The sequence below is a fragment of the Leucothrix mucor DSM 2157 genome (assembly GCF_000419525.1).
GTDB lineage: Bacteria > Pseudomonadota > Gammaproteobacteria > Thiotrichales > Thiotrichaceae > Leucothrix > Leucothrix mucor.
The window spans coordinates 2,546,301-2,564,150 of the sequence record NZ_ATTE01000001.1 but is presented as its reverse complement, the minus strand read 5'-3'; the positions used below and the strand labels follow the sequence as shown (position 1 = coordinate 2,564,150).

The 17,850-nt window shown below is 46.4% G+C and carries 16 protein-coding genes; 8 read left to right on the top strand and 8 right to left on the bottom strand.

What is annotated here, in order from left to right:
• Positions 1 to 35 precede the first annotated feature (35 nt).
• Both LEUMU_RS25745 and LEUMU_RS0111430 read right to left on the bottom strand, forming a co-directional pair.
• Positions 36 to 1,265 (bottom strand): MFS transporter, encoded by a 1,230-nt coding sequence (locus LEUMU_RS25745; protein ID WP_051156020.1) that lies wholly within the window; start codon positions 1,263 to 1,265, stop codon positions 36 to 38.
• A gap of 117 nt (positions 1,266 to 1,382) precedes the next feature.
• Complete coding sequence (locus tag LEUMU_RS0111430; protein WP_022952421.1) at positions 1,383 to 1,835, bottom strand: flavodoxin family protein; 453 nt, start codon at positions 1,833 to 1,835, stop codon at positions 1,383 to 1,385.
• A gap of 263 nt (positions 1,836 to 2,098) precedes the next feature.
• Between LEUMU_RS0111430 and LEUMU_RS0111425 the strand changes: the two genes are divergently transcribed.
• The 3 genes from LEUMU_RS0111425 (at position 2,099) to LEUMU_RS0111415 (ending at position 5,344) form a co-directional block, all read left to right on the top strand.
• On the top strand, positions 2,099 to 3,778 hold the full coding sequence (locus LEUMU_RS0111425; protein WP_022952420.1) for a formate--tetrahydrofolate ligase: 1,680 nt from the start codon (positions 2,099 to 2,101) through the stop codon (positions 3,776 to 3,778).
• 109 nt (positions 3,779 to 3,887) lie between these two features.
• Positions 3,888 to 4,898: a hypothetical protein gene (locus LEUMU_RS0111420; RefSeq protein ID WP_022952419.1), complete on the top strand. Its 1,011-nt coding sequence runs from the start codon at positions 3,888 to 3,890 to the stop codon at positions 4,896 to 4,898.
• Positions 4,898 to 5,344 carry a type II toxin-antitoxin system death-on-curing family toxin gene (locus tag LEUMU_RS0111415; protein WP_022952418.1) on the top strand — a complete coding sequence of 149 codons (447 nt, stop codon included), beginning with the start codon at positions 4,898 to 4,900 and terminating at the stop codon, positions 5,342 to 5,344. The genes LEUMU_RS0111420 and LEUMU_RS0111415 overlap by 1 nt, the downstream gene beginning before the upstream one ends.
• 40 nt (positions 5,345 to 5,384) lie before the next feature.
• Here the strand turns inward: LEUMU_RS0111415 and LEUMU_RS25740 are convergent, their stop codons facing one another.
• Both LEUMU_RS25740 and LEUMU_RS0111405 read right to left on the bottom strand, forming a co-directional pair.
• Positions 5,385 to 7,226 carry a SulP family inorganic anion transporter gene (locus LEUMU_RS25740; protein WP_022952417.1) on the bottom strand — a complete coding sequence of 614 codons (1,842 nt, stop codon included), beginning with the start codon at positions 7,224 to 7,226 and terminating at the stop codon, positions 5,385 to 5,387.
• 80 nt (positions 7,227 to 7,306) lie between these two features.
• Positions 7,307 to 7,702, bottom strand: a complete 396-nt coding sequence (locus LEUMU_RS0111405) for a hypothetical protein (RefSeq protein ID WP_022952416.1) — start codon at positions 7,700 to 7,702, stop codon at positions 7,307 to 7,309.
• 318 nt (positions 7,703 to 8,020) lie between these two features.
• Between LEUMU_RS0111405 and LEUMU_RS25735 the strand changes: the two genes are divergently transcribed.
• On the top strand, positions 8,021 to 9,595 hold the full coding sequence (locus LEUMU_RS25735) for a S1C family serine protease (RefSeq protein WP_022952415.1): 1,575 nt from the start codon (positions 8,021 to 8,023) through the stop codon (positions 9,593 to 9,595).
• A gap of 71 nt (positions 9,596 to 9,666) precedes the next feature.
• Here LEUMU_RS25735 and LEUMU_RS0111395 read toward each other — a convergent pair whose 3' ends face one another.
• The 4 genes from LEUMU_RS0111395 to map all read right to left on the bottom strand — a co-directional run bounded on the left by LEUMU_RS0111395 (position 9,667) and on the right by map (position 14,502).
• Entirely contained in the window at positions 9,667 to 11,175 is a 1,509-nt protein-coding gene (locus LEUMU_RS0111395) for a tetratricopeptide repeat protein (RefSeq protein ID WP_022952414.1), read from the bottom strand.
• 30 nt (positions 11,176 to 11,205) lie between these two features.
• The gene (locus LEUMU_RS0111390; protein WP_026744690.1) at positions 11,206 to 12,891 is read right to left on the bottom strand and encodes a DEAD/DEAH box helicase; all 1,686 of its coding nucleotides are present in this window, start codon (positions 12,889 to 12,891) and stop codon (positions 11,206 to 11,208) included.
• A gap of 295 nt (positions 12,892 to 13,186) precedes the next feature.
• Complete coding sequence (locus LEUMU_RS0111385; protein ID WP_022952412.1) at positions 13,187 to 13,714, bottom strand: DUF2059 domain-containing protein; 528 nt, start codon at positions 13,712 to 13,714, stop codon at positions 13,187 to 13,189.
• Positions 13,711 to 14,502 (bottom strand): type I methionyl aminopeptidase, encoded by a 792-nt coding sequence (gene map / locus LEUMU_RS0111380; RefSeq protein ID WP_022952411.1) that lies wholly within the window; start codon positions 14,500 to 14,502, stop codon positions 13,711 to 13,713. The genes LEUMU_RS0111385 and map overlap by 4 nt, the downstream gene beginning before the upstream one ends.
• Before the next feature lie 189 nt (positions 14,503 to 14,691).
• On the opposite strand from map, the gene rpsB reads away from it, so the two are divergent.
• The 4 genes from rpsB to frr all read left to right on the top strand — a co-directional run bounded on the left by rpsB (position 14,692) and on the right by frr (position 17,846).
• Positions 14,692 to 15,471 (top strand): 30S ribosomal protein S2, encoded by a 780-nt coding sequence (rpsB, locus tag LEUMU_RS25730; protein ID WP_022952410.1) that lies wholly within the window; start codon positions 14,692 to 14,694, stop codon positions 15,469 to 15,471.
• A 48-nt stretch (positions 15,472 to 15,519) separates the two neighbouring features.
• A complete protein-coding gene (gene tsf, locus LEUMU_RS0111370) occupies positions 15,520 to 16,410 on the top strand; it encodes a translation elongation factor Ts (RefSeq protein ID WP_022952409.1) in 891 nt (296 codons plus the stop codon).
• Positions 16,411 to 16,560: 150 nt separating this feature from the next.
• Positions 16,561 to 17,292 carry a UMP kinase gene (pyrH, locus tag LEUMU_RS0111365; protein ID WP_026744689.1) on the top strand — a complete coding sequence of 244 codons (732 nt, stop codon included), beginning with the start codon at positions 16,561 to 16,563 and terminating at the stop codon, positions 17,290 to 17,292.
• On the top strand, positions 17,289 to 17,846 hold the full coding sequence (frr, locus tag LEUMU_RS0111360) for a ribosome recycling factor (RefSeq protein WP_022952407.1): 558 nt from the start codon (positions 17,289 to 17,291) through the stop codon (positions 17,844 to 17,846). The genes pyrH and frr overlap by 4 nt, the downstream gene beginning before the upstream one ends.
• Positions 17,847 to 17,850 lie beyond the last annotated feature (4 nt).

Sequence of the window (17,850 nt, the reverse complement as noted above, 5' to 3'; positions counted from 1 at the left end):
AAAAGCACCTGCATGGCGTCAGGTGCTTTTTTATGTCAGTCTGGTGTACGAGGGTCGAGGTGAACACCGATTGGCATCGCCGCGCCTTGCATAACAAAGTCTTCCTGCTCATCAGAAGGTACCGATTCGCGAACTTGCATGCGGTACACGATAAAGAATGCTAATCCGCCCTGAATTACGGCGAGGAAGGTAAACAGCATGCCAGAGCCCATCCACTTAATGACTAGTGATGAGCTGTAGGGGCCAATCATGCTGCCAACGGCAAAGACCATGATCAAGCTGCCCATGGCGCCAACCATTTCGCTTTGCTTCAAGCGGTCAAAGGCTTCTGCAATACTCATTGGATAGAGACAAGCGCAGATCCCTGCAGTAATACCAGTAAGCACTAAAACAACCAAAAACTGATCGGCTGCCAGCATGATCGGAATCAATAAACCGGCAACGGCTGAAACCACAATCACATACAGCATCACCGTTCTGCGGCTAAAGGTATCCGAAAGATAGCCCACGGGGAACTGCAATAAGAACGCGCCCAAGATCGAGCTACCCATAAACCATGATAGCTGCAAGCCAGTGATATTGTTATCCGCTGCGAAGATGGGCAGCATGTTAAAAATAGCGCTGTATAAAATGCCGCAAAAGAAACAGCTGATCACGCCTAGTGGAGAGCGCTTATAAAGCTTCATGATCGGCATGCTTTCATTGGTTTCTATGATCGGGCCGGGGTTACGATTCATCGAAACCGGAATAACGGAGAAACACAGAATAATGCCGGCCAATACAAACAACAGGTGAGTCATCGGGTCGGCTAATACCATTAAGAATTGCCCGATAAACATCGCGCCCATCATGACCACTTGGTTGGTCGCTAGGATACGGCCACGTGTTTTAGGGGTAGAGCTGTCACTCAACCAGCCATCCATAACGGAATAGGCGCAGGCATTACTGAAACCAATCACGATGCGCATTGCTGCCCAAAGCCAGGTGTCGGTATACAGGCTGCAGACCAAAATACTAATTGCACCCAGCGCAGCACTAAATGCAAACACGCGGATATGACCGGCGCGCTGAATGAGATGGCCAGAGTACATACCACCCAGCAGCAAACCAACCGCATACAAAGACAGGATTAAACCGATGCTATCGGTATCGACTGACTCAAGGCTCAGCCTTACTGGCAGGAGAATATTGATCAAGCCATTTCCCAGCATCAGAATAAACACGCTGGCAAACAGTAATAAAAGTGGACTGATGACTCGGTACACAGCGCAACCTCGTTTGAGTGATAGTATTAAAAAAGTTGCGGGACTTTAGGGCCGAGTTGCTTTGCTGTCAATGAAACAAACAGAGGGTTGAGGGATAGAAAAACTATCAATAAACGCTTAGAAAATACCCAGAGATAGGCCTTCTGCCATGCCGGCTCCCAAAGTCTCACACTCTTCGATAAAAGACTCCTGAAAGTCGCCTTTGAGTAACAGCGGTGGTTGGATAGCTTTCCAACGCAATCCGGTGACAATTCGCTCAACGCTGCTGATTGCGCCCGTGCCATCTAATCCTGCTTTCACATACAGTGCCCAAGGTTTGGCCTGTGTTTGTTCCAAGCAAGGGTAGTAAATGCGCTCAAACAGGTCTTTCAGTAGGCCGCTCATATAGCCGAAGTTTTCAGTGGTGCCAATAATAATGCCGGCCGCTTGCGAGATATCTTCAGCGTTGACTTCTTGTGGTGAATGAACGCGGACTGGAAAGTCGGATGATGCAGCCCCACGAGCAACCGCATCTCTTAGACGCTGTGTGTTGGGGGAGGGTGTATTTGCAATAATTAGTAGATAACTCATAAGCTTAGTATAGCTTTAGAAAATGGATTTTGTGTTAGAAATCTTGTACTGACAGCGGTATGAAAACGCTTGCATCTGATAAAAGACTATTTCATGATAGGTGATAGTAAAACGATGTCATAATTAGAATAGACTTAATTTTAGTTTAATCAAAGGCCTCGTTTTATTTAAGGCAAACTTATCCATTGGAAGCGATGTTAGGTAGTGGCATACCAGAAAACTCGACGTTGCTTGCAATAGGCACTATGGAATACCGGAGGAATATGAGTTCTTATAAAAGTGACATTGAAATAGCACGGGAAGCCCGCATGCAGCCGATTTCTGCAATCGGAGAGACGTTAGGCATTCCTTATGATGACTTGATGCCTTACGGGCATACCAAAGCAAAAATCAGTCAGGCCTTTATTCAGTCGATTCAGGATAAGCCAAATGGCAAATTGATTCTGGTAACGGCAATCTCACCAACGCCAGCGGGTGAAGGTAAGACGACCACGACGGTTGGTTTGTGTGATGGCTTAAATCGAATTGGTAAAAAGGCGGCGATTTGTATTCGTGAGCCAAGCCTTGGCCCCTGTTTTGGCATGAAAGGTGGTGCGGCCGGTGGCGGCTATGCCCAAGTCGTGCCGATGGAGGATATTAATCTTCACTTCACGGGTGATTTCCATGCCATTAGCGCAGCGCATAATTTGCTGGCGGCTTTGGTTGATAATCATATCCACTGGGAAAATAAATCAGGTTTAGATCCTCGTCGTATCGTATTTCGTAGGGTGGTGGATATGAATGATCGGGCGCTGCGTAATATCACGATTGGATTGGGCGGCCCATTTAACGGCACGCCACGTGAAAGTGGTTACGATATTACGGTGGCTTCCGAGATTATGGCCATTTTCTGCTTGGCGACGGATTTAGATGATCTGACGCGACGCATTGGTAATATTGTGGTGGGCTACACTCGCGATATGCAGCCTGTGTTGGCTAAAGCAATGAATGCACAAGGCGCGATGACGGTATTACTTAAAGACGCCTTTATGCCCAACCTGGTGCAGACACTGGAAAATAATCCAGCCTTTATTCACGGTGGTCCATTTGCCAATATTGCTCATGGTTGTAACTCGGTGATTGCGACCAAAACCGCGCTGAAGCTGGTTGATTATGTAGTGACTGAGGCTGGTTTTGGTGCGGACTTAGGTGCTGAAAAATTCCTTGATATCAAATGCCGTAAAAGTGGCTTGGAGCCTGCTGCAATTGTATTGGTGGCCACAGTGCGTGCGCTTAAGATGCATGGTGGTGTCGCTAAAAACGAACTGGCGGGAGAAAATGTAGAAGCAGTGGTGCATGGTTGCAGTAATCTGGAGCGCCATATTAGTAATCTGTCTAAATTTGGTGTGCCAGTTACGGTAGCGATTAACTGCTTTGTGACCGATACTGAGGCTGAGTTACAGGCCATTCGCGATCGCTGTGCGGCGTTAGGTGTCAGCGCCTTTGATTGTACGCATTGGAGTAATGGCGGGGCAGGAACAGAGGAGTTAGCTCAGCATGTGGCGCAGTTAGCCGATAGCGGTGAGGGTGATTTCAAACTGCTCTATGATGATGAAATGCCACTTTGGGATAAGGCGCAGCACATTGCCAAGACGCTCTACGGTGCGGATGAAATTATTGCGGATAAAAAAGTACGTGAGCAATTTGCGCGTTTTCAGGAGCAGGGCTATGGGCATTTTCCCGTGTGTATGGCGAAGACTCAATACAGCTTCTCAACCGATCCAAACTTGATGGGAGCGCCTAGCGGCCATGCGGTTCCGGTGCGTGAAGTACGCTTGTCGGCAGGCGCTGAGTTCATTGTAGTAGTGTGTGGCGACATTATGACCATGCCCGGATTGCCGCGTGTGCCATCCGCTGATCATATTCATATCAATGAGCAGGGGCAGATAGACGGTTTGTTTTGAGTTCTCTTTTTGTTTGATATTTTTACTTTATTTGTCAAACAAAAAGCGGTATTGTGTTCTGCAGATGGATTGAGAGCAGTGTCGCAGCTGTTGGCTTTCAGGGGGTGATATGAGTAAGGATTTAACCACTTCGAGTATTCATCGGCAGAACATTTTAAATAACCCGTATGCTTTAGAAAAAATCAGCGAACATTTTGATTTTAAGGGAACACCATTTGAAGATGAGCCGGTATTTACCAAGGCGCAGGTCGCTGATTTTCTAGGGGTAGACCCCCGAACGGTAGAGCGTTTTATTCAGCATCATAGCGATGAACTGATTAGTAACGGCTATACGGTTTTAAAAGGAAAACGCTTAAAAATCTTCAAGTTACAGTATGTCTCCGACACGGGTGTCGGCGACAAAGCGCCTAGTATTGGCGTATTCAATTTTCGTGCTGTGATCAATCTGGCCATGGTCTTAACTGAGAGTGAGCGAGCGCGCCAAATTCGCTCTCGCGTGTTAGATATTGTGCTGGATGTGATTGCCAAAAAGAGTGGTGGACATACTCGCTTTATCAATCAGCGCGACCGTGATTATTTACCCGCCTCCTATCAGGAATACAGCTATCGCCGTTTGTTCACCGAAGCCTTGCGCGACTGTGTGGACATGGGGGGCGATAAGTACCCGTATTTTACCAATCGTATTTATCAGGCTATTTTCAAAGAAGATGCCTCTGAATACCGGAAAATCCTCAATCTAAACGACAAAAGTAGCACCCGGGATACCATGTACTCGGAAGTGTTAAGTTTGATCGCCAGTTATGAAAATGGGATTGCAGAAAAGCTGCGTGAGCGATGTGAGGTGCTTGGACGTAAGCTGCTGAGGGAGGAAGTTGAAGAGATCTTTGAGGCCTCTCAGGAAAATCCATTTATCCGCCCCTATATTGATGGCGCTCGCACTCGTATGGCAAGCCGTGACTTATGCTTTCGTGATGCCCTGCATCATAAGCTGGAAGGCTATATTCAATCGGTCCCTGCGGTGGATTTTGAAAAATTTCTGGGTGAAACCAGTAAGAGTCTGGCCGAGCGGCTTGAGGATGAAGAAACACTGGCCGTGTTTCGCCGACTGAAAGACCGCTAATGGAATACCCAATATTCTATTTTGATGTGCATCGGGCGATTGCCGAGCAAAAGCTGATCATCGACTTAAGTGGGGGCTTAGAAGGTATTCGGGAAATTGGCTTGCTGGAAAGCGTGCTGGAACACATTCAGAACGATCTCTATTACCCAGACTTTGTCGATAAACTCACCCATCTAATCTTTGCCGTTAACAAGTTTCATGCTTTCAATGATGGTAATAAGCGCTCTAGTTTATATCTAGGGGCTTATTTTATGGAGTTGAATGGTTATGATTATTGCATTGAGCGCTTCTGGCATGAGAGTGAAAACTACGTGGTGAGTTTGGCAGAAGGTAAGATTGATAAATGCGTGCTTCGCGAAATCGTGTGTGCGTATTTGTATGAGGAAGAGTTTAGCGATTCCTTAAAGTTGACATTGATCGAGGCGCTGGGTGGCTTTGATCTTTAACTCCCCGCCAAATGAAATCCATTAACGGGGAGTCACTTGCCTAAACTTCTGAGTCAGTTGGCTTCTGTGCTGGCTTTATGGCAAATGGCTTATCCGCAAAGTCGCGGTCTTCATGTTCATCTGGTAGCTCATCGATTGGCTTGTAGTATTCCAGATGGCTAATGTCGAGCTCATCCCCTAAGCGTTCTTTCAGATCCCAGATCGCACGAATGCGTTTACCGTAGAAGTTTTGTGCGCCAATCACATGGTATAAACCCGAGCGCTCTAATGCTGACAGTAGCTTGTGTTTCGGACGGCTAATGCAGAGCACAACTCCTGCTAAGCTTAGGCCTTCTGCCATATGTGCCAGCATTTCTTCACCGGTGGAATCAATCTGATCAACCGCTTCCAAATCCAATACGATCGCTTTTAAGTTTGGCTTGTCGGCAATGGCATTGAGCAGTCGCTTCTCTAAATAACCCGCATTAGCAAAATACAAATCGCCATCAAAGCGGAATAGGGCGAAGTTATCACTGGTTTGCATGCCATAGATTTTGGCATCTCGGAATACACCGTCTTTGTCTTTAGCCAGCTCTGCAAAGTGTGGCTTCATGGTGCGGTAAAGGTAGAGCGCAATCGATAAGGCAACACCGATAAAGATGCCGGTTTCCAAATGTGGGGCTGCGGCTAAGGTGCTCAAGAAGACGATTAAAGCAATCGCACCATCATGTGGATTCACCTTCCAGGCATGTTGGAAGGGTTCAAACTTAATCATATTGTAGACAGCAACAATAATGATGGCTGCTAGCGTTGCCAATGGCAGGTGATGCAGTAGTGGCGTCAGGAATAGCAGGGTGATTCCGACGATAATACCACTAACAATCGCTGCAAAACCGGTTCTGGCGCCGGCATCAAATGCCACGGCGGTACGTGAGAACGAGCCTGACACCGCATAACCCTGAGTGAAGCCGGCTGCGATATTGGCGAGCCCTTTACCGACCATTTCCTGATCCGCTGAAATGCGCTGACGCGTTTTTGAAGCGACGGCTTTGGCAATTGAAAAGGCTTCCACAAAACTTAGCAAGGCAATAATCATGGCGGGCACAATCAAGGGCTTGAAGTGCCATTCGTCAGCAATTGGAATACGAATTGCCGGTAGGCCAGGGTTTACAAAACCGACTACTGCGCCTCCGCGATCTTCAAAGCCAATCATCCATGACAATATAATCGTGATGACCACGGTCAATAAAATACCGGGTAACCGCGGAAATTGGCGACGCATATAGATCAGCAGGAATAGGGAGAAGATCCCCATAATCAAGGTCGGGAGATGGGTATGCGTTGGGATTTCCCCAATAAACTTGGAAAAGGTCGTGAATAGATTGGTGTTGCTTTCCATGCTGATGCCAAACAGCTTGCCGATTTGCAGGCTGCCGATCACGATGGCGGCGGCATTGGTAAAGCCAATCACCACGGGATGCGATAAGAAATCAACCAATACACCCAGCCGCAAGAAGCCGAGTATCAGCTGAAACACGCCCACCATGAGGGCCAATATGGCCGCATGAATAATGTATTGCTCTGTCGATAACGCGAGATTGGCCAGCGCGGCTGCGCTCATCAGCGATATAATCGCTACCGGACCATTTTGTAGCTGTCTTGATGAGCCAAATAGGGCCGCAATAATGGGCACTAAAAATGACGCATACAAACCGATATGTGGTGGCAATCCGGCTAATTGCGCATAAGCCATGGATTGTGGAATTAGCACCAGTGCTACGGTAATGCCCGCAACAATGTCGGCTCTGAGTATTTCCGGGTTTTTAAGTTCACCCGCCCATTGGGTAAATGGTGTCAGACGCAGCTTGGCATCCTTTAGCAATATAGACAGATAAGTATTCATCGTTAGCTAGTATCGGCGTCACATCCATTAATAATTCAACAGTGTAGCACGTGATTATTCTAACAATCGATAAGTTGTCCTTATAGCAAAGATGGGTGCTGATCAATTCCCTCACGGACGACGCGCTCTGGATCAAGCCTTACCATCGCTTCATAACAAGCCATGGCAGTCGCGTGATTTTCTTGCTCATACTCGTGGCATTCCAGAAACTGATCCAACAAATAATCAAAAGAATCCTGGCTTTTAATGGAGCCGACCGTCTCAGCCATCGGAACCATTACGGCCTCTGAGCTTAAGACTTTGCTGATGCGGGTAATATTATGGAGGTGCTCATGGCTAAGCTTGCCTCGCATCGCCTTTAGTGTTGTCACTATCTTTTGCTCAGTGACGATATACTCTTTAACAGTGTAGTCAGTGTTCATAATGACATTCACAAGACTATTGTACTTTTCAAGAAGTGGGTTAATCTCATTCATAATATTTATACATTCTTATTATTTGGGGTTAGTTGATCAAGTCCTGCCACACATGGGGGGTGAGTGACTGCTTGATAATTAGTCTATGGCGATTTACCTTGTTGTTAGCTTAATCGTGCGATGAATCATTTGCGAGGCGATAGTCGGTCGATGTTTGCGCTATAAGTCACTGTATCCTAAATAGTTATTTTAAACGTTTTGGTTGATTGTCTTAGGTTGCTTAAATTTTAGGTTATATAATGCATAAACAACTTGTGATGGTGTGTGGGTTGTTGATATATAAGACATATAAGTATTTTAATAATCCTCGGGGAAGATATGTTCAAACTTGTTAACTATAAGAAAAACTTATTAATAGCGCTGATGACAGGCTTTGTGATGTCATTTATGGCGAGCGCTGCAATGGCAGATGCTGAGACGGAAGCTGCCGAACAAAAAAAGCTAATGGTGCTGGGTGACGCCAAAGAAGCGGTGGTTAAGCTGTTTGTTGTGTCTCATTTGGTGGATACACTAAAGCCTTGGAATTCTTATATCGACCGTTCAACGGGGTCCGGATTTATTATCGGTGGTAACCAGATTCTGACCAATGCGCATGTCGTTTCTAATGCGACCTTTATCGAAGTGAGAAAGCACGGTGAAACGAATCGCTATGAGGCGGTTGTCTCCAATATTTCTCACGACTCTGATTTGGCGATCGTAACGCTAAAAGATCCGGTACCGGGTTTCTTTGATACTAAGGCATTGGGCTTTGGTGATTTGCCACAGGCTCAGCAGGAAGTAACGGCTTACGGTTATCCGGTCGGTGGTGATAGTTTGAGTGTTACTCGTGGTGTCGTGTCCCGTATCGAGCGTTCAGTCTATGTACACAAGAGCCGCAGCCTGATTTCCGTACAAGTGGATGCTGCGATTAATCCGGGCAATAGTGGTGGTCCTGTGATGTCTGGTGACAAAGTCGTCGGTGTTGTTATGCAGTCGATGAACTCATCAGAAAATGTCGGCTACATCATTCCTACGGCGGTTGTTAAGCACTTCCTGACGGATTTGGAAGACAAGCGTTATGATGGCTTCCCAACACTGGGAATTTTGCATCAAGAGATTGAAAGTCCGGCACTGCGCAGTAAGTACGGTGTAACGGATGATCAGAGTGGAGTATTGGTTTCAATGGTTTACCCAAGCGCACCGGCTGAAGGTATTCTGATGAAGGATGACATCATCACCACTATTGATGGTCATAAGATTGCTAATAACGGCATGGTTGCGTTCCGTTACAAAGAAACCATTGCTTACGAGCATTATGTTGATATGCACCAGCTGGGTGACGAAGTGAAGCTGAGTATTATTCGTGATGCTAAGCCAATGGATGTAGTGGTGAAGCTCTCTCGTACCGAAGATGCATTTGATCTGGTATCCGCACCAAAGTTTGAAGAAAAGCCAAGCTACTTTATTGTTGGTGGTTTCATATTTATGCCATTAACGGATGACTTGATTACGGCAAGCCGTCGTCGTGTGAATTTTGATGAGCGCATTATGACGCTGAAAAATTTCTGGCCCACAGAAACTCGTAAAGAAGCGGTTATTCTGACACGCGTTTTACCGGCTAACAGTAATAAAGGCTTTCATGATGTATCGTTCTTGCTGATTGAAAAGTTGAACGGGCATACCTTTGAGGACTTCAAATCGTTCTACAAGCTAATCAAAGGCAGTAAGGATGACTTTATCAAGCTTGAAGATGAGTTTGGCTATCAGGTGGTAATCGATCGTAAGAAGGCTCTGAGTAGCCAAGATAGTATTCTGAAGTTGTACAGCGTCGGTGCTGCCCAGTCAGAAGACTTGAATGAGATTGATAAAGAGCTTGAAGCACCAAAAGCGACTAAAGCAGGTTCTGCAGTTTAAGTTGTTGTTTAGCTTGTAATAAGAAAAAGGCGGATGCTATGTCATCCGCCTTTTTTGTATCTGCTGTTTGGCTAGGGTGTTGTCGAGCTTTCTGGTACTGCCTCAGCTTCCGGAACGGGTGGCTCAGTGTCTGTAGTAGAAGGCTCTGGAGTTGTGAGTGCTTCAGCGACAGGAGTCTCGTCGGTCTCAGGTTGGACTGTTACCTCAGTTTGGCAGTCACGCTCAATGATTGCTTCAATCCGTGCCCTACGAGCGCTATTACGTTCTCCTGTGAGGCCTTCAACACTCTTGCGCCAATATTTGCAGGCGAGATCGTTCTTCTTCCATGCGGTGTAAAGAAAGCCTAGATTAGTGTGCTGAGTAGTGATGGCTTGCGGATACTTTCCTTGTTCATACAGCGCGATTGCTTTTAGGTGTAGTGCTTCGCTGGCTTCATACTGCCTGCGACTTCGGCTCACTGTGGCCAAATTACTTAACTGATCAGCTGTTCCGCGCAGATTATTCATTTCTTCGTACAGCGCCAACGCCTGATTAAAATACTCTTCTGCTTTGTCTAGCTCATTACTTTGCTGTGCCAGAATTCCCATGCTGCTATACAGGCTGGCATTAAAGCGTTTATCAGGATTTTCAACGTTCAGTGCTAGTGCTTGTTGGTACTCGCTGAGGGCCAGTTCCGATTGCTGGTTAGCTTGATACAAGCTGCCTAGCGCGGCATGGAGCTCAATGCTTTTGGCGACATGCTTATCTGCTTTATAAATCTCCAGCGCTCGGCGGTAATGCTGTTCGGCATTTTCCCACTGGTTTAGCTGGCGATATAAGCTGGCAAGATTTTCGCTGTTGGAAGCAATGCCAGCATTGTTGTTTAGCGTCGTATTGATTTTCAGAGCTTGTGCGAAGGCATCAATGGCTTGCTCAGTTTTGTTTTGAGTTTGATACAGCAAACCAAAATTAGCCAATGCCAATGCTTGAGTCTGGCTTTGGTTGTTTCCTAGGCGCGTGACATTACGGTAAGCAATTTCTGCCCGATCATATTGTTTGCGTTGACGTTCAAGGTGTCCGATACGATTCCATGCATTGATATTATCCGGGTCCAATGTTACAGACTTTTGATAAGCGCTCAATGCATCATCGCCTGAATTCAAATTCTGTAAATTACCAATGTCGAGCCAGTGTTTGGCTGCTTCGCGAGGTGCTTTGGTATCCAGTGCCTGAGCTTTCAGGGTAGTGATTGCCTCATCCAGTTCACCCGCTTTTAATTGCTGTAATGCAAGTCGGTCGGTGGCTGAGTCACTACGGCTGAGGTTGTTCAGGGTGTTATTGAGTGCTTGGCGATCTTCTTCGGCAGAAGTGCTTTTTTTGCTGAGATATTTAAGTGAAAGCTGCTGGGATATTTGCAGTAAATCTTGATTGCTCAGAGCGGGTGCAACCGCCGGAGCAGTGGGCTCTACGATAGTTGCTTCTGGCTTAGGTGTGGTGATAATGGTGTAAGCAACGACACCAATCGCGCTTAGTACGATTAAAGCAGCAAAACTGACCAGCCATCCTTGTCCGCGTTGCGCTGCTAATGATTCCCTCTGCATTGATCAGTTCCTTTAGATCTACTGCTGTGATTAAGCGTCCGAGCCCGGGTCTTCTTTAACCAAGGTGCGCTTCTTATCCTTATAGCGGATAACCACACGTTTTTCTTTCTCGGGCTTATTTTTGCTGGTTACTGCATTATCCCATTCTTTATTAGACATGGGGCTAACGGCAGGTGCTTGCGTACCTACACTGCTTACGCCAACATCATTACGCTTACGTTGAGCGCCGCCATTTAAGCGTCCATAAGGACCTTTGCGCTGACGACGGTTTTCTTTGTCATCGGTGCCAGTGCTACGGGAGCGGGTATTGGTTTTATTGTTAGTCGTATTGGTCGCTCCAGCGGTTTTTGCTGCAGGCTTACGAGTATTCTTTCTTGGTGCAGCTGGCTTCTTTCCCGTACTTGCATTTGCATTCGCGGTACTGGTGCGTGCTCTTGGCGCGCGCTTATTCGTACTGGTATTGGTTCTGGGATTAGACTTGCGGGTGTTGCTGTTGTTTCTTGAGGCGGCGGGTTGAGTGCTAACAAATGGATTGAGAGGTTCTAAGCCCGGTGCAGTGTGCTGCTCAATTGATGAGCCGATTGCCTTTTCTATGCGCTGTAATGAGTCGTAATCATTACCGTCCGCCAGAATAATCATGGCGTCTTCGCGGCTCTGATCGTGCTTATCGATTCGCTTGCGATAGTTGTCTAGCTTAAACGGCAGATCAAAATGAATAATGTGTTGATCTTGTCCCGCTGGCAGGTCTAGTGGCTTTTGATCTGAAACAATGAGGGTTGGCGTATCAGTGCTGGAGATTTCGTTCGGCTTAAGATCATGTGCCAGTTCTGCGACGTGTCCGAGGTTGGCCAAGTTATCTTGAAGTACAGAGGCCGCTTTAGTGGTAGAGACATAAATAACGGTTGGCTCTCCCTCCAGCTCATCCAGAAAATGATCCATTAACGCGATCTTATGCGTGTAGTCATCGGCAACGTAAACATGTTGCGGGTGTTCTGGGAATGTCTTTTTAGGCGCTTCTGTTGATTTTGGTGTGGGGACATTGATAACGAGTGCGTCATCGGTATTTACCGGTAGCTCTTCGTCTTCACCTTCCAAACCTTCGATCTCAACGGCATCTGGCAGTAACTCTCTGGCCAGATGATTAACTTCCTCGTCGTAGCGCACAAAGGCAACGACCGGGCAGTCACGTTTCGTCTGTTCCATAATTTTGCTGATTAGCGGGTGCATATTCTTCTGATAAATGGTGGTCATATCGTCAATGATCAGCATTTCCAGTTGAGAGAAGTCCGCTTTATTATTATCAACCAAATCACCTAAGCGACCGGGGGTGGCAACCATCATATCCAACGGTCTGCGCATAAGTCGCATCTGTGGTTGATAAGGGCGGCCGCTAACAATAAACCCAAAGCGCATATTATGATCGCGGGTCAGTCGTTTGAGGGTGTAGTTAATTTGACTGACGCGATCACGTCGCGAAGTCAAAATCAGAATGCGCGCACCCCGTTTTTCCTCCAGCGGATTAGCCAGAATATAATTAACGGCGGGAATCAGAAATGCGCCAGTTTTACCTGCCGCTGATTGACTCCAGACCAATACAGATTTCCTTTCTCCGACTAACGGAATTAACTTAGTTTGGAGATCTGTAGGCGACTGATAACCTGCAGCTTCAATAGAAGCAACAAAGCTGTCTTGTAAATTTAAGTTAGAAAATGACAAATTAAAACCTAGCGAAGTGCGTTGGGGCACATGCTATCCCTAATCAAAGTTTAGAATGAAAGAATACACTAACGGCACATATAGATATTCCGATGCCGTAACCCCCGAATTATGATTTGGTATGATGGCATCGCGGAGCACCCCTAAGCAGGTGCGGGCTAAGTAGACATTGATTTGCGTCTACGCTTAGACCGAACTTATAGGATTCGCCAGAATGAGTCAAGCATTTGCGGAGTAGTGGTGTGTTTATTTTACAACAGATTGAACCCTACTGTAGCCAATGTAAGACAATAAATTATTCCGTGTTTTCAGTAGCTTCTGAATCTTTAGTGCTAAGTGCTTCTATTTTGAGCATGATTGCCTGTGCGGACTGTTGCATTTGTGGCATTAGTGTTTCGATGCGTTGCTGAGGGATCAGATCCAGTGCTTCGGCAACGTCATTGCCATGTTCCAGCAATTTTTGCCCAAGGTCAGTCTTATAAAAGGCAGTCAGTTGTTTGAGCTCTGCTTCAGTGTAAGCGTCAGCATAGACTTTACTGTAATCTTCCTGCATTGCAGACCAACCGAAGGTATTGGTTATCAGTGTCTGCATCTCCAGTTTGAAGTCAGTGAGTAATTTGCTTTGTTCTGCGCTTAGGTCATCGCTATGTGGGATTTCGTCAATGAGTTGTTTCATCTCATCAATTAGGCTGGCAGCGATTTCATCGGAGTGAGTGACCTCTAATAGCTCAGCGGCGGCTTGCTGATGCGAGGTGTCATCCGCAAAGCCAGTACTACACACTATAATAAGTACTGCAATACTGGCCATCCGGTTTAAGGTCATGGTAATAGGGTCTTCCAGTTAGCTTCTTCTTCACGAAGCGTCAGAATTTCATAACCGGTTTCAGTGACTAAAATTGTGTGCTCCCATTGTGCTGAGAGTGAGCGGTCTTTGGTAACTACGGTCCACTGATCACCCAGTAGGCGAGTTTCGCGCTTACCCAGATTAATCATTGGCTCAATGGTAAACGTCATACCAGGCTCTAATACCAAGCCGGTGTTTGGTTTGCCGTAGTGTAAGACCTGCGGCTCTTCATGAAACACTGCGCCAATACCATGACCACAATACTCACGGACGACTGAAGTATGTTGAGCTTCGGCATAAGTTTGGATGGCATGGCCGATATCGCCCAAGCGAACACCAGGCTTAACCATATCGATACCAATGTACATGGCGACCTGTGCAATATGGCTCAGGCGAGCAGCCGGAGCCGCGACATCGCCAATGTGGTACATGCGGCTGGTATCGCCGTGATAGCCATCTTTAATAATGGTGACGTCAATATTCATCGTGTCACCTTTCTTCAGCTTTTTCTCGCTGGGAATGCCGTGACAAATTTGCGTGTTAAGCGAGGTGCAGATAGATTTAGGGAATGGCGGGTTGCCATAGTTGAGCGGGGCCGGAATAGAACCTAGTTCATTAACTATATAGTCATGACAAATGTCATTTAATGTATTTGTCGTTACGCCGGGAACAACATGCGGTTTAATCATGTCCAGAACTTGCGAGGCAAGTTTTCCGGCGATACGCATTTTTTCGATTTCTTCAGCGGTTTTTATAGTGACAGCCATTAGGTTTATGTTACCGATTGTTGGATTTAGTAAAACAAACATGGTATAAAGCGCGCGCGTTCAACGCAAATTTATTTTTTGGGCAATTTTAGCCCCTAATACTCACATGAATCGACACATCATACAGGGTGCTGTTTTTACAGTTGTTTGATGGGATTTGTGGAGGCTTAACCCATAGAGGATTATCTAATGGCAAAAGTTACAATGCGCCAAATGCTAGAAGCAGGCGTTCACTTCGGACACCAAACTCGTTACTGGAACCCAAAGATGGGTCAGTACATCTTTGGTGATCGCAACAAGATTCATATCATCAACCTTGAGAAGACTCTTCCAATGTTCAACGACGCGTTGAACTTTACTGGTAAGTTGGCTGCTCGTGGTGGAAAAATTCTGTTCGTTGGTACTAAGCGTGCAGCACAAAACACGGTTCGCGAAGAAGCGACTCGTTGTAAAATGCCTTACGTAAACTACCGCTGGTTGGGTGGTATGCTGACTAACTTTAAAACAGTTAAGCAGTCAATCCGTCGCTTGCAAGAGCTAGACAAGATGATTGCTGATGGCACCATGCAGAGCCGTGGTAAGAAAGAGATTCTGACTCTGACTCGCGAGCTGGACAAGCTAGAGAAGAGCTTGGGCGGTATCAAAGATATGCGTTCTTTGCCAGATGCTTTGTTCATCATCGACGTTGGGCATGAAGATATTGCTGTTAAAGAAGCTGTGACTCTGGGTATTCCAGTAATCGGTGTGGTTGATACTAACAATGCTTTGACTGGTATTGATTATGTAATTCCTGGTAACGACGATGCAATTCGTGCGATCCAGTTATATGCATCTGCCGTTGCTGACAGCATCGTTGAAGGCCACGTAAGTGCTGCAACAACCGCTGAAGATATGGCTGCTGCTGTACCAGTTGCGGCTGCTGAAGAAGCACCTGCTGCAGAAGCATCAACAGAAGCTGCTGCTGAGTAAGTTCAGATTTATCACAAGATAAGCGTTTAAAATTTAGGATTTAATATTATGGCTATTACAGCTGCAATGGTTAAAGAGTTACGCGAGCGTACTGGCGCTGGCATGATGGACTGTAAAAGAATGCTCACCGAAACTGATGGTGACATGGATGCTGCGATTGATCTGATGCGTAAGTCAGGTGCTGCCAAAGCTGATAAGAAAGCTGGCCGTATTGCTGCAGAAGGCCGCGTTATCATCGCATTAAGCGAAGATAAGAAAGAAGCTGCTGTTGTTGAAGTTAACTGCGAAACAGATTTCGTTGCTAAAGATGATAACTTCGTTGGCTTTGCAGAAGCGGTTGCTGCTCAAGTATTGGCTGATAAGCCTGCTGATGTTGCTGCACTGTCTGAGTTGCCTTTGGATTCTGGTGAGTCTATCGCTGAAACTCGTAACAACTTGGTTGCTAAGATCGGTGAAAACATCCAGGTTCGTCGTTTCCAGCTGATGACTGCAACAGATGCTGATGCAGAGGTTAACTTCTACCAGCACGGTGAGCGTATTGGTGTAGCAGTTGTGCTGAAAGGCGGCGACGAAGCACTGGGTAAGGACATTGCAATGCACATTGCTGCTAGCCGTCCTATCTGTGTATCTGAAGCTGATGTTCCTGCTGAAGTATTGGAGAAGGAAAAAGAAATCTTCATCGCTCAGGCACAGGACAGCGGTAAGCCAATGTCTATCATCGAGAAGATGGTTGAAGGCCGTATGCGTAAGTATCTTGCTGAAGTAACATTGTTAGGTCAGGCTTTCGTTAAAGATAGCGACCAAACTATTGCTCAGTTACTGAAATCTGCTGGTGCGGAAGTAGTTAGCTTCCTGCGTTACGAAGTAGGTGAAGGTATTGAGAAGAAGCAAGAAGACTTTGCAGCTGAAGTTATGGCTCAGGTCAAGCAATCTAGCTAAATAGATTCGACATTTCTTGTTGAATTGAAAAAAGGGACGTAGCAACGTCCCTTTTTTTTATGTAGTCTAGGCGCACTTGTTGCTTATGGCTGCTACTGCATGGCCACATGCAGCGTTCCAATTTTAGTCAAAAATCGGGTTTTCATAGCAATGACAGATGTAAGAGTACAGTCTCCAAAGCGCATCCTGCTAAAGCTTAGCGGCGAAGCGTTGATGGGCGATATGGACTTTGGAATTGATCCGGAGTTTCTGAAACAGACCGCCAGCCAAGTTGTCGAACAGCAGCAAGCGGGTATTGAAGTAGGGCTGGTGATTGGCGGCGGTAATATTTACCGTGGTGAAGGCCTGGTAAAAAGCGGCATGAATAAAGTCAGTGCCGACCAGATGGGTATGCTGGCAACGGTGATGAATGCCTTGGCGATGCAGGATGCATTGCACAAGCAAGGCGTTAGTTGCCGCGTAATGACGGCATTAAAGATTGATCAGCTCGGTGAGGCTTATTCGGCAGAGCAGGCGCGTCGTTATCTGGAGCAGGGCGAAGTGGTTATTTTCGCAGCTGGAACTGGTAATCCTTGTTTTACGACGGATAGTGCTGCGAGCTTGCGCGCGATTGAGATTGGGGCTGATTTGTTGCTAAAAGCCACTAAAGTTGATGGTGTTTATGACGCTGATCCGGTGAAATTCCCGGATGCTAAGCGTTACGATACACTGACTTTTGATCAGGCAATTGCACAACAGCTGGGTGTTATGGATCTTACAGCAATGGTATTATGTCGCGAGAATAATATGCCTTTGCGTGTATTTAATATGTTTGAGCCGGACGCATTGCGAGCCATTATGAAAGGCGAGGCGGTCGGTACTTTAGTTGAGGTAGAGTTATGATTGACGATATTCAGCAAGATGCTGAAACAAGAATGCAGAAATCCATTGAAGCCCTGAAAGATGAGCTGGCCAAAGTAAGAACGGGTCGCGCACATCCTTCATTGTTGGATCACGTTAGTGTGGATTATTATGGCAGTATGGTTCCATTGAGCCAGGTTGCTAACATTGGTATCGAAGATTCTCGCACACTGAGCATTACGCCATGGGAAAGAACCATGGTACAGGCGATTGAGAAAGCGATCATGACGTCTGACTTGGGTTTGAACCCTAACTCAGCGGGTACTGTGATTCGTGTTCCAATGCCAGCGTTGACAGAAGAGCGTCGTAAGGACTTGGTTAAAGTCGTTCGTGGCGAAGCTGAAAACTCGCGCGTGGCAATCCGTAACATCCGCCGCGATGCTAACTCAAGCTTGAAAACGATGCAGAAAGATAAAGAAATTTCTGAAGATGATGAGCGCCGCGCACAAGATGGTGTTCAAAAGCTGACTGATCAATATATTAAGGTGATTGATGAGGTTCTGACCAAGAAAGAACAGGATCTGATGGAAATTTAAACTT

What these genes read in the sequence shown, in the direction of transcription:
- LEUMU_RS0111430 (WP_022952421.1), bottom strand. Translation starts at nt 1,835, where the DNA reads ATGAGTTATCTACTAATTATTGCAAATACACCCTCCCCCAACACACAG.
- LEUMU_RS0111425 (WP_022952420.1), top strand. Translation starts at nt 2,099, where the DNA reads ATGAGTTCTTATAAAAGTGACATTGAAATAGCACGGGAAGCCCGCATG.
- LEUMU_RS0111420 (WP_022952419.1), top strand. Translation starts at nt 3,888, where the DNA reads ATGAGTAAGGATTTAACCACTTCGAGTATTCATCGGCAGAACATTTTA.
- LEUMU_RS0111415 (WP_022952418.1), top strand. Translation starts at nt 4,898, where the DNA reads ATGGAATACCCAATATTCTATTTTGATGTGCATCGGGCGATTGCCGAG.
- LEUMU_RS25740 (WP_022952417.1), bottom strand. Translation starts at nt 7,226, where the DNA reads ATGAATACTTATCTGTCTATATTGCTAAAGGATGCCAAGCTGCGTCTG.
- LEUMU_RS0111405 (WP_022952416.1), bottom strand. Translation starts at nt 7,702, where the DNA reads ATGAATGAGATTAACCCACTTCTTGAAAAGTACAATAGTCTTGTGAAT.
- LEUMU_RS25735 (WP_022952415.1), top strand. Translation starts at nt 8,021, where the DNA reads ATGTTCAAACTTGTTAACTATAAGAAAAACTTATTAATAGCGCTGATG.
- LEUMU_RS0111395 (WP_022952414.1), bottom strand. Translation starts at nt 11,175, where the DNA reads ATGCAGAGGGAATCATTAGCAGCGCAACGCGGACAAGGATGGCTGGTC.
- LEUMU_RS0111385 (WP_022952412.1), bottom strand. Translation starts at nt 13,714, where the DNA reads ATGACCTTAAACCGGATGGCCAGTATTGCAGTACTTATTATAGTGTGT.
- map (WP_022952411.1), bottom strand. Translation starts at nt 14,502, where the DNA reads ATGGCTGTCACTATAAAAACCGCTGAAGAAATCGAAAAAATGCGTATC.
- rpsB (WP_022952410.1), top strand. Translation starts at nt 14,692, where the DNA reads ATGGCAAAAGTTACAATGCGCCAAATGCTAGAAGCAGGCGTTCACTTC.
- tsf (WP_022952409.1), top strand. Translation starts at nt 15,520, where the DNA reads ATGGCTATTACAGCTGCAATGGTTAAAGAGTTACGCGAGCGTACTGGC.
- pyrH (WP_026744689.1), top strand. Translation starts at nt 16,561, where the DNA reads ATGACAGATGTAAGAGTACAGTCTCCAAAGCGCATCCTGCTAAAGCTT.
- frr (WP_022952407.1), top strand. Translation starts at nt 17,289, where the DNA reads ATGATTGACGATATTCAGCAAGATGCTGAAACAAGAATGCAGAAATCC.